This window comes from Streptococcus oralis, assembly GCF_023110055.1.
In the GTDB taxonomy this organism is placed as follows: Bacteria; Bacillota; Bacilli; order Lactobacillales; family Streptococcaceae; genus Streptococcus; species Streptococcus oralis_BY.
The window spans coordinates 407,321-418,560 of the sequence record NZ_JALDVG010000001.1; the positions used below are offsets into that span (position 1 = coordinate 407,321).

Consider the following 11,240-nt stretch of genomic DNA (forward strand, 5'->3'; position numbering starts at 1 on the left):
AAGATTGAATTATGACACAAGTAAAAATTGTAACGGACTCTTCTGTTACTATCGAACCAGAAGTAGTTAAAGAATTAAATATCACTGTTGTCCCTCTATCAGTTATGATTGATAGTGTGCTTTATTCGGATGCAGATTTGAAAGAGGGAGAATTCCTTCATCTTATGCAACAAAGTAAGAATCTGCCTAAAACAAGCCAGCCACCTGTAGGAGTGTTTGCTGAGGTCTTTGAAGAACTAGGTAAAGATGGCAGTCAAATTATCGCCATTCACATGTCCCATGCCTTGTCTGGAACTGTAGAAGCTGCTCGCCAAGGGGCAAGCCTCTCAACTGCTGATGTAACGGTTATTGATAGTTCTTTTACAGATCAAGCAATGAAGTTCCAAGTTGTTGAAGCCGCAAAACTTGCTAAAGAAGGTAAAGATTTAGAAACGATCTTAGCTCATGTAGAGGACGTCAAAAATCATACAGAACTCTATATCGGTGTTTCGACGCTAGAAAACTTAGTTAAGGGTGGTCGTATTGGACGTGTGACAGGATTACTAAGCTCACTCTTGAATATTCGTGTAGTAATGCAGATGAAAAACCACGAACTCCAACCAATCGTCAAAGGACGTGGAGCGAAAACTTTCAAAAAGTGGCTTGAGGAATTAACCGAGACTCTTTCCAAAAAATCAGTTGCTGAGATTGGAATTTCCTACGCTGGAACGAACGAATGGGCGAATGAGATGAAGGCATTATTGCAATCTTATGTTGAGAAACCAATCTCTGTATTGGAAACTGGCTCTATTATTCAAACTCATACTGGAGAGAATGCTTGGGCGATTCTAATTCGCTACAATTCCTAAAAAAATAGAGAAAAAATGGTCAAAATAGTGTTTTTGACTTGACCTATAGTCGATTTTAGGATATGATTATATTTGTTAATTAGAAATTATTTGGAGGATTTGTTAACATGGCAAACAAACAAGATTTGATCGCTAAAGTAGCAGAAGCTACAGAATTGACTAAGAAAGATTCAGCAGCAGCAGTTGACGCTGTATTTGCAGCAGTAACTGAATACCTTGCAGCTGGAGAAAAAGTTCAATTGATCGGTTTCGGTAACTTTGAAGTTCGTGAGCGTGCTGCACGTAAAGGTCGCAACCCACAAACTGGTAAAGAAATCAAAATCGCAGCTTCTAAAGTTCCAGCATTCAAAGCTGGTAAAGCTCTTAAAGACGCTGTTAAATAATGAATTTAAAAAAGCCTATTGTATCAAGCTTCATTGCTTGGTCGATAGGCTTTTTTTGTTGTTTTGGGGTATTTTTGGGGCAAAAAAAGAAAAAGGTTCTCACGTATGAGAACCTTCTTTTCATTAGTTTTTAGAAGCTGCTTGGAATTCAGGGTTTTTCCATGCTTCATCAATGATAGCTTGCAATTCTTTAGCTGATGCTTGCATTTTTTGAGTTTCAGCATCATTCAATGGGATGTTTACTGGACGAACGATACCGTGCGCACCAACAACAGCTGGTTGACCGATAAAGACGTTTTTAACACCGTATTGACCTTCTTGGAAGACTGAAAGTGGAAGTACTGCATTTTCGTCATCAAGGATTGCTTTTGTGATACGAGCAAGTGCTACAGCGATACCGTAGTATGTAGCTCCTTTTTTGTTGATGATTGTGTAGGCAGCGTCACGAACTCCTTCGAACAATTCAATCAATTCAGATTCTTGAACGTTTTGAGTGTCTTTAAGGAATTCTTCAAGGTTTACACCAGCGATGTTAGCGTGTGACCAAACCGCAAATTCAGAATCTCCGTGTTCACCCATGATGTAGGCGTGAACTGAACGAGCATCAACATCCAATTTTTCAGCAAGTGCTTGACGGAAACGTGCTGAGTCAAGTGAAGTACCTGAACCGATAACACGTTCTTTAGGGAATCCAGAGAATTTCCAAGTTGAGTAAGTCAAAACGTCAACTGGGTTAGCTGCAACAAGGAAGATACCATCAAAACCTGATTCAACAACTTGTGTTACGATTGATTTGTTGATAGCCAAGTTTTTACCTACAAGGTCAAGACGAGTTTCACCTGGTTTTTGAGGAGCACCTGCAGTGATAACAACAAGGTCAGCGTCTGCACAGTCAGCGTATTGTGCAGCGTAGATTTTTTTAGGTGAAGTGAAGGCAAGGGCGTGGCTAAGATCAAGCGCATCACCTACAGCTTTTTCGTGTAATTGAGGAATTTCGATAATTCCAAGCTCTTGTGCAATTCCTTGGTTAACAAGTGCGAAAGCGTAAGATGAACCTACGGCACCGTCACCAACAAGGATCACTTTTTTGTGTTGTTTAGTTGAAGTCATTATCTAAACATCTCCTTCATTTTTTTTAGGGGAATCCCCAGACACTTTCATTCTATCACTTTTAAAAAGCTTTGTCACGAATATTCTATTCGGTTATCGATGTAAACGTTTTAGCGATTTCCAAAGGCTGAAATGAAGGACAAATTATGGTATAATATATCTAATTACTAATAGTGAAATGAGGCATTTATGAATGCAGGATAGAAATTTAGTGAATGTCAATCTGACAAAGGAGATGAAGACCAGCTTTATCGACTACGCCATGAGCGTTATCGTCGCGCGGGCCCTTCCTGATGTTCGAGATGGCTTAAAACCTGTTCACCGTCGTATTCTTTACGGAATGAATGAACTAGGTGTTACACCAGACAAACCTCATAAAAAATCAGCCCGTATTACAGGGGATGTTATGGGTAAATACCACCCGCACGGAGATTCCTCTATTTACGAAGCCATGGTTCGTATGGCCCAGTGGTGGAGCTACCGTTACATGCTTGTTGATGGGCATGGAAACTTTGGTTCTATGGACGGGGACGGTGCTGCCGCGCAGCGGTACACTGAGGCACGTATGAGCAAGATTGCTCTGGAAATGCTTCGTGACATCAATAAAAACACAGTTGATTTCGTAGATAACTACGATGCTAACGAACGTGAACCCTTGGTTTTGCCAGCTCGTTTTCCAAACCTTTTGGTCAATGGGGCAACTGGTATCGCTGTTGGGATGGCAACCAATATTCCACCTCACAACTTGGGTGAAACCATTGATGCAGTGAAGTTGGTTATGGATAATCCTGAAGTGACGACTAAGGACTTGATGGAAGTCTTGCCTGGTCCAGATTTTCCGACTGGTGCTCTTGTCATGGGGAAATCAGGTATCCATAAGGCTTATGAGACTGGTAAAGGTTCCATTGTCCTTCGTTCTCGTACAGAGATTGAAACCACTAAGACGGGTCGTGAGCGGATTGTTGTAACGGAATTCCCTTATATGGTTAATAAAACCAAGGTACATGAGCATATTGTTCGCTTGGTTCAGGAAAAACGAATTGAGGGCATTACAGCCGTACGTGATGAGTCCAACCGTGAAGGCGTTCGCTTTGTAATCGAGGTTAAACGCGACGCGTCTGCCAACGTTATCCTCAATAACCTCTTCAAGATGACGCAGATGCAAACCAACTTTGGTTTCAACATGTTGGCGATTCAAAATGGTGTGCCAAAAATCTTGTCCCTTCGTCAAATTTTGGATGCTTATATCGAGCACCAAAAAGAAGTGGTTGTTCGCCGTACTCGTTTTGACAAGGAAAAAGCAGAAGCGCGTGCGCACATCTTAGAAGGTCTTCTAATTGCACTTGACCATATCGACGAAGTGATTCGTATCATTCGTGCCAGTGAAACAGATGCGGAAGCGCAAGCTGAGTTGATGAGCAAGTTCAAGCTTTCTGAACGTCAAAGTCAAGCTATCCTTGATATGCGTCTTCGTCGTTTGACAGGATTGGAACGTGATAAGATTCAGTCTGAATATGATGAATTAATTGCCTTGATTGCAGATTTGGCTGATATTCTTGCCAAACCTGAGCGCGTGGCGCAAATCATCAAAGAGGAATTGGACGAAGTCAAACGCAAGTTTGGTGACAAGCGTCGTACGGAGTTGATGATCGGAGAAGTCTTAACTCTTGAAGATGAAGATTTGATTGAAGAAACGGATGTCTTGATTACCCTATCTAACAAGGGCTATATCAAACGTTTGGACCAAGGTGAGTTTACTGCTCAAAAACGTGGTGGCCGTGGAGTTCAAGGTACGGGGGTTAAGGATGATGACTTTGTGCGTGAGTTGGTTTCAACCAGTACCCATGATCATTTGCTCTTCTTTACCAATAAAGGACGCGTATATCGACTGAAAGGTTATGAAATTCCTGAATACGGTCGTACCGCTAAGGGCTTGCCAGTTGTCAATCTTTTGAAGTTGGACGAAGGTGAGAGTATTCAGACCATCATCAACGTTGAGTCTGAACGTAGTGATGACGCCTATCTCTTCTTTACAACTCGTCACGGTATTGTGAAGAGAACCAGTGTTAAAGAGTTCGCTAATATTCGTCAAAATGGACTTAAAGCCTTGAATCTCAAGGATGAAGACGAATTGATTAATGTCTTGCTGACAGAAGAAGATACGGATATTATCATTGGTACCAAGTTTGGTTATGCTGTTCGCTTTAATCAATCAGCTGTTCGTGGCATGAGCCGTATCGCTACAGGTGTCCGAGGAGTCAATCTTCGTGAGGGTGACACAGTAGTTGGTGCTAGCGTGATTACAAACCAAGACGAAGTTCTTATCATCACTGAAAAAGGATATGGTAAACGTACACTTGCTACTGAATATCCTACTAAAGGCCGTGGTGGTAAAGGGATGAAGACAGCTAATGTTGCTGAGAAGAATGGTCCTCTGGCAGGTCTCCTCACTGTTAAGGGAGATGAAGACCTGATGATTATCACAGATACAGGTGTCATGATCCGTACAAACGTTGCCAATATTTCACAAACGGGACGCTCAACTATGGGAGTTAAGGTGATGCGTCTAGATCAGGATGCTAAGATTGTGACCTTTACAACGGTTGCTGCGGCAGAAAAAGAAGAAGTTGGGACTGAAATTGAAACAGAAGGTGCAGAATAATGTCTCATAAAAAAACGAAAAATAAAAAGAGTAAGAAAAATAAGCGCAGAAATCTATTTATCAATATTTTAGCGGGTTTCTTAATTCTTTTATCGCTAGCTTTAATTTTTAATTCAAAGATTCGCGATATCTTTTTGGTCTGGAATACCAATAAATACCAAGTCAATCAAGTCACTAAGGAAAATATAGATGAAAATCTAAAAACCGAAGGGAATTTTGATTTTGACTCTGTTAAGTCTATTTCATCCGAAGCTGTATTGGCTTCACAATGGGATGCTCAGAAACTTCCCGTTATTGGAGGTATTGCTATTCCCGAAGTGGAGATAAACTTACCGATTTTTAAAGGTTTGGATAATGTAAACTTGTTCTACGGAGCAGGGACCATGAAACCAGATCAAAAAATGGGAGAAGGGAACTATTCTCTAGCAAGTCACCATATCTTTACTGCTGAAAATGCCAGTCAAATGCTCTTCTCACCTTTGGTCAATGCCAAAGCGGGTATGAAAATTTATCTGACGGATAAGGATAAAGTTTATACTTATGAGATTACAGAAGTAAAACGTGTTACACCAGACCGTGTAGACGAAATCGAAGATCGTGATGGCGTAAAGGAGATTACTTTGGTTACTTGTGTTGATTATAATGAGACCGAGCGTATAATCGTCAAAGGAATCTTCAAAGACTCAAAGGCTTATTCTGAGACTTCTGAGGATATTTTGAAGGCCTTTAATCAACCGTATAGACAACGATATTAATTATGAATGAACCAGTGAAGTGCTATTTCACTGGTTTTTTATATGAACAAATAGAATCAAAATAGTTCATATGAAAAAGGTTTGTAAGCCTTACGATATAGATTTTTAAGATAAATATTTTAGAAATTTACGGAAAACGCTTTCTAGAAAACAAGAATTATGTTATAATTATCACAAATAAAAGTTTAGGAGTTTTTTATGGTCTCTTCAGAATTTATCTCAAAGATTGAATTTGCTTGCAAAAAGAAAGAAAGTCTTTATAGTCAAAGTAAGTTTAAGTATGCGATTCGTTCCATGTTTGCAGGTGCTTTTCTGACATTTAGTACGGCTGCGGGTGCAGTTGGGGCTGACTTGATTAATAAGATCGCACCAGGTAGTGGACGTTTTCTCTTCCCATTTGTTTTTGCTTGGGGATTGGCCTACATTGTTTTCTTGAATGCTGAGCTGGTAACTTCAAATATGATGTTTTTGACAGCTGGTAGTTTCTTGAAAAAAATTTCTTGGAGAAAAACAGCTGAGATTTTACTTTACTGTACCTTGTTCAATCTCATCGGAGCTTTGATAGCAGGTTGGGGATTTGCCCACTCAGCAGCCTATGCAAATCTAACACATGATAGCTTCATTTCAGGGGTTGTAGAGATGAAGTTAGGTCGTTCCAATGAGCTAGTCTTACTTGAAGGTATTTTAGCCAATATCTTTGTAAACATTGCCATTCTTTCATTTGTTTTGGTGAAAGACGGAGGCGCCAAACTTTGGCTTGTCTTATCAGCAATTTACATGTTTGTATTCTTAACAAACGAACACATTGCTGCGAACTTTGCTTCTTTTGCGATTGTTAAGTTTAGTGTTGCAGCAGATTCAATTGCTAATTTTGACATTCCTAATATTCTTCGTCACTGGGGTGTAACCTTTATCGGGAACTTTATCGGAGGAGGTCTCTTGATGGGCTTACCTTACGCCTTCCTCAATAAAAATGAAGATACTTATGTCGATTAAAGAAATGAGCACGAGTGAATCGTGCTTTTTTGTTTGATGTGTAAGACTAGTCATAGTTGTTCCTTATATCAAAATATAGAAAAACGGTATTGGAAAAGACTAGCCCAAGATGATACAATATCCCTAATGAAGCTATTTGGAGGTCGTCTTATGACTCGTGATTTTAAATTTGAAACTCTACAATTACATGCTGGGCAAGTAGTTGATCCAGCAACTAAGTCTCGTGCAGTACCGATTTATCAAACAACATCCTTCGTTTTTGATGACACGCAGGAAGGTGCAGATCTGTTTGCCTTGAGAAAACCAGGAAACATTTATACTCGTATTACCAATCCTACAACAGCGGCATTTGAAGAAAGAATCGCTGCTCTTGAAGGTGGTGTTGGAGCACTAGCGACAGCATCAGGTATGGCTGCTGTAACCTACACTATTTTGGCGCTTGCTCACGCAGGTGATCATGTGGTGGCTGCATCAACTATTTACGGTGGGACCTTCAACCTCTTGAAGGAAACCCTTCCTCGTTATGGGATTACAACAACCTTTGTGGATGTGGATAATTTGGAGGAAGTAGAAGCAGCTATCAATGACAATACCAAACTTGTCTTGATTGAAACCTTGGGGAATCCCTTGATTAACATTCCTGACTTAGAAAAATTGGCTGAGATTGCGCATAAGCACAATATTCCTCTCATTTCGGACAACACTTTTGCCACACCATATTTGATTAACGTCTTCTCTCACGGTGTAGATATTTCCATTCACTCAGCAACTAAGTTTATCGGTGGGCACGGTACGACTATTGGAGGAGTGATTGTGGATAGCGGTCGTTTTGACTGGGAAGCTTCAGGAAAATTCCCTCAATTTGTTGAGGAAGACCCAAGTTACCACAACTTGAGCTATACTCGTGATGTGGGTGCAGCAGCCTTTATTATCGCTGTTCGTGTTCAATTGCTCCGTGATACAGGTGCAGCCTTGTCGCCATTTAATGCCTTCCTCTTACTTCAAGGACTTGAAACCCTTTCGCTTCGTGTCGAACGCCATGTGCAAAATGCAGAGAAAATTGTTGATTTCCTTGTCAACCATCCTAAGGTAGAAAAAGTCAACTATCCAAAACTAGCAGACAGTCCTTACCATGCCTTGGCTGAAAAATATTTGCCAAAAGGTGTTGGTTCAATCTTTACCTTCCATGTCAAAGGTGGAGAGGCAGAAGCTCGCAAGGTAATTGATAATTTGGAAATCTTCTCTGACCTTGCAAACGTAGCAGATGCCAAATCGCTTGTTGTCCATCCCGCGACAACCACTCACGGTCAGTTGTCAGAAAAAGATCTAGAAGCAGCAGGTGTCACACCAAACCAAATCCGCTTGTCTATCGGTCTTGAAAATGTAGAGGATTTGATTGAAGATTTGCGCTTGGCCTTGGAAAAAATTTAAAGTAACAGATATAAACAGTGGGTTTCGACTCGCTGTTTTTGATTTTCCCTCAGGCATGATATAATGGTTACAGAAGTCTAGAAAGAGGAAAGTTATGAACGAAATCAAATGTCCCAACTGTGGGGAAGTCTTTACAGTAAATGAGAGCCAGTATGCCGAACTTTTATCCCAAGTGAGAACGGCTGAGTTTGATAAGGAATTGCACGATCGCATGAAGCAGGAGCTGGCCTTGGCTGAGCAAAAGGCTATGAATGAACAACAGACTAAACTGGCTCAGAAGGATCAAGAAATTGCGCAATTACAGAGTCAAATCCAAAACTTTGATACAGAAAAAGAATTGGCCAAGAAAGAAGTTGAGCGGACAAGCCATGAGGCCCTATTGGCTAAGGACAAGGAAGTACAGGCCTTGGAAAACCAATTGGCGACCTTGCGTTTAGAGTATGAAAATCAATTGCAAAAGACCCTTTCTGACCTAGAAAAAGAACGGGATCAAGTTAAAAATCAGCTTCTCTTGCAAGAAAAGGAAAATGAGTTATCTTTGGCTTCCGTTAAGCAGAATTACGAAGCCCAACTTAAGGCAGCTAGTGAACAAGTCGAATTTTACAAGAATTTCAAAGCTCAACAATCTACCAAGGCAATCGGTGAAAGTCTGGAACAGTATGCAGAGAGTGAGTTTAACAAGGTTCGTAGTTTTGCCTTTCCAAATGCCTACTTTGAGAAGGATAACAAGGTCTCTGCACGTGGGTCTAAGGGTGACTTTATCTTCCGTGAGTGTGATGAAAATGGAGTCGAAATCATTTCTATCATGTTTGAAATGAAAAACGAAGCGGATGGGACGGAGAAAAAGCATAAGAATGCAGATTTTTACAAGGAATTGGACAAGGACCGTCGGGAGAAGAACTGTGAGTATGCTGTTTTGGTGACCATGTTAGAAGCAGATAACGATTACTTTAACACAGGGATTGTCGATGTCAGTCACGAGTATGAAAAGATGTATGTGGTCCGTCCTCAGTTCTTTATCCAGTTGATTGGTCTCTTGCGTAATGCAGCGCTTAATTCCCTAAAATACAAGCAAGAGTTGGCACTTGTCCGTGAACAGAATATCGATATTACTCATTTTGAAGAAGACTTGGATGCCTTTAAAGTAGCTTTTGCCAAGAACTATAACTCCGCTTCGACCAACTTTGGTAAAGCTATTGATGAAATCGACAAGGCTATCAAACGCATGGAAGAGGTCAAGAAGTTCCTTACTACATCTGAAAACCAACTCCGCCTCGCTAATAACAAATTGGAAGATGTTTCGGTTAAAAAATTGACCCGAAAAAATCCAACTATGAAAGCGAAGTTTGAAGCGTTGAAGGGGGAGTGAGAAAGCAGTGGAAAATGAATTATTAGTATTGGGTACTGAAGAAGTAGATGAGTCTAAAAATATAAACTATGACGAATTAGAAGAACTATTGGAACAGCAATTTACAATGGAGTTTTCTAATCTCGAAAAATTAGAACTAGAATGTAAAGAGATTAGTTCACCAGATAAATTAGGAGATGTTATTTTAGATGAAATCTGGGATCAATTTGCGAATCAAATTGGTTTAGATATGACAAGTGACACGCTTCTTAAGCAGTATAACGATAAACATCCTAATGGTTATACAAAAGAAGAGGGTGCTAAAATAATGAAAGATAAAAGGTATACTGATGCAAATAATGCTATGAAAGAAAAGCAAAAATCTGGAAATTTAAAGGATGAATATACTGGAAAAACTTTAAAAGTAAATGAAAAAACTAATTTAGATCACGTTGTAGCACGTAAACAAATTTTTGAAAATTCTTGGAGAAAGATTGCTGATATAGAAACTGCGGATTTAGCAAACAAATCAGAAAATTTTGCTGTAACAAACGAATCACTCAATAAAAGTAAAGGCGCAAAATCTAATAGCGATTACATAAAAAATAGGGAACTAAGAGAAAAAAATCTTAGAGAACAAGTTAAAAAAGCAAATGAAAAAATAGATAAGATGAATATCTCAGATGCCGAAAAACGAAATCTTAAAGCTGAAAATAATAAAAGATTAAATGATAAATTAGCAGCTGATTCACAGAAGATGCTGAAGGTTGAGAAAAAAGCAAAGAAAGCTATCAATAAAGATATAGCCAAAAAAGCTCCTGTAAGAATAGCGAACAAGGCAGGTAAAGATGCTATAAAAGCTATGTTTGTTGCAGCACTATTTGGAATGCTAAAAGAAATAATGAATGCTTTAGTGAGGTATTTTAAAGCAAGAAAACAATCTTTTGATACATTTATGGAGGAAATGAAAAAAGCTCTTCATTCATTTTTTGGTAAAATTAAAGATTTTATTAAAGTGGGTGTAGATAGTTTTGTTGGAAGCATTGTTGGAGAAATTATTGGTGCATTTAACCAGAAATTACAAAAACTTCCAAACTTGATTAAACAATTATTTGGTTCAATCAGAGAAAGCATTTCTTATTTATCTAACCCTGAAAATCAAACACATTCTACAGCAATTAAGATAGCTCATATTTCAAAAATTATTACTTCTGGTTTAGTTGCTGTAGGAGCGCTGTTTTTAGGAGAATATTTTGAACAGTTCTTAAATAAGATACCAGGTATGACTTTTGAAATAAAACTTCTAGGAACACTTGCTAATATTTTAGGGATGTTCTTTGCAAGTTTACTAACTGGAATCTTGGGAGCGATAATCATTAACGGACTTGATCAATTTATTTCAAAAAAATTAATTGAGGAAAATCAAAAGCAACAAGCTAATAAGAAGAACGAATTGCTAAGAATTCAGGATATTCAAATTTTTGTTGCTGAGCAGAATGTTGCTGTTAAGAGAAATGATATCTTCAGTAAGATGGCTAAGAATCATCAAAAACTAAGAGAACTACTTGATAATGTTCAAGAGGAGTTTTCTAATTCAAAGATTAATTTTAAACAACGATTATTAGCTAATGAAATGTACTTTGATGAAAAGCAAAATGAACTTGAAGAAATGCAAAGTGCATTAAATGATTTATTATAGGAGAATGT

9 protein-coding genes are annotated in these 11,240 nt (G+C 38.9%); 8 read left to right on the plus strand and 1 reads right to left on the minus strand.

Going from position 1 to position 11,240, the window contains the following annotated elements:
- Positions 1 to 11: 11 nt before the first annotated feature.
- Entirely contained in the window at positions 12 to 848 is an 837-nt protein-coding gene (locus M1G01_RS01960; RefSeq protein ID WP_247931037.1) for a DegV family protein, read from the plus strand.
- 107 nt (positions 849 to 955) lie between these two features.
- Complete coding sequence (locus M1G01_RS01965; RefSeq protein WP_001284636.1) at positions 956 to 1,231, plus strand: HU family DNA-binding protein; 276 nt, start codon at positions 956 to 958, stop codon at positions 1,229 to 1,231.
- Between the two features lie 123 nt (positions 1,232 to 1,354).
- Here the strand turns inward: M1G01_RS01965 and M1G01_RS01970 are convergent, their stop codons facing one another.
- Positions 1,355 to 2,341, minus strand: a complete 987-nt coding sequence (locus M1G01_RS01970; protein ID WP_000204719.1) for an L-lactate dehydrogenase — start codon at positions 2,339 to 2,341, stop codon at positions 1,355 to 1,357.
- Positions 2,342 to 2,534: 193 nt separating this feature from the next.
- On the opposite strand from M1G01_RS01970, the gene gyrA reads away from it, so the two are divergent.
- The 6 genes from gyrA (at position 2,535) to M1G01_RS02000 (ending at position 11,232) form a co-directional block, all read left to right on the plus strand.
- Entirely contained in the window at positions 2,535 to 5,003 is a 2,469-nt protein-coding gene (gene gyrA, locus M1G01_RS01975; protein WP_247931038.1) for a DNA gyrase subunit A, read from the plus strand.
- Complete coding sequence (locus tag M1G01_RS01980; RefSeq protein WP_061586925.1) at positions 5,003 to 5,758, plus strand: class A sortase; 756 nt, start codon at positions 5,003 to 5,005, stop codon at positions 5,756 to 5,758. The genes gyrA and M1G01_RS01980 overlap by 1 nt, the downstream gene beginning before the upstream one ends.
- 198 nt (positions 5,759 to 5,956) lie before the next feature.
- Positions 5,957 to 6,754 carry a formate/nitrite transporter family protein gene (locus tag M1G01_RS01985; RefSeq protein WP_000254786.1) on the plus strand — a complete coding sequence of 266 codons (798 nt, stop codon included), beginning with the start codon at positions 5,957 to 5,959 and terminating at the stop codon, positions 6,752 to 6,754.
- A 150-nt stretch (positions 6,755 to 6,904) separates the two neighbouring features.
- On the plus strand, positions 6,905 to 8,185 hold the full coding sequence (locus M1G01_RS01990; RefSeq protein WP_200730041.1) for an O-acetylhomoserine aminocarboxypropyltransferase/cysteine synthase family protein: 1,281 nt from the start codon (positions 6,905 to 6,907) through the stop codon (positions 8,183 to 8,185).
- A 94-nt stretch (positions 8,186 to 8,279) separates the two neighbouring features.
- The gene (locus M1G01_RS01995) at positions 8,280 to 9,554 is read left to right on the plus strand and encodes a DUF2130 domain-containing protein (protein WP_200730037.1); all 1,275 of its coding nucleotides are present in this window, start codon (positions 8,280 to 8,282) and stop codon (positions 9,552 to 9,554) included.
- 7 nt (positions 9,555 to 9,561) lie between these two features.
- Positions 9,562 to 11,232: a hypothetical protein gene (locus tag M1G01_RS02000; RefSeq protein ID WP_247931039.1), complete on the plus strand. Its 1,671-nt coding sequence runs from the start codon at positions 9,562 to 9,564 to the stop codon at positions 11,230 to 11,232.
- The last annotated feature ends 8 nt before the right edge of the window (positions 11,233 to 11,240 follow it).

Excerpts from the sequence above, each read along its gene's own strand:
- M1G01_RS01985 (WP_000254786.1), top strand. The coding sequence starts at position 5,957 with ATGGTCTCTTCAGAATTTATCTCAAAGATTGAATTTGCTTGCAAAAAG.
- M1G01_RS01990 (WP_200730041.1), top strand. The coding sequence starts at position 6,905 with ATGACTCGTGATTTTAAATTTGAAACTCTACAATTACATGCTGGGCAA.
- M1G01_RS01970 (WP_000204719.1), bottom strand. The coding sequence starts at position 2,341 with ATGACTTCAACTAAACAACACAAAAAAGTGATCCTTGTTGGTGACGGT.
- M1G01_RS01965 (WP_001284636.1), top strand. The coding sequence starts at position 956 with ATGGCAAACAAACAAGATTTGATCGCTAAAGTAGCAGAAGCTACAGAA.
- M1G01_RS01980 (WP_061586925.1), top strand. The coding sequence starts at position 5,003 with ATGTCTCATAAAAAAACGAAAAATAAAAAGAGTAAGAAAAATAAGCGC.
- M1G01_RS01960 (WP_247931037.1), top strand. The coding sequence starts at position 12 with ATGACACAAGTAAAAATTGTAACGGACTCTTCTGTTACTATCGAACCA.
- M1G01_RS01995 (WP_200730037.1), top strand. The coding sequence starts at position 8,280 with ATGAACGAAATCAAATGTCCCAACTGTGGGGAAGTCTTTACAGTAAAT.
- gyrA (WP_247931038.1), top strand. The coding sequence starts at position 2,535 with ATGCAGGATAGAAATTTAGTGAATGTCAATCTGACAAAGGAGATGAAG.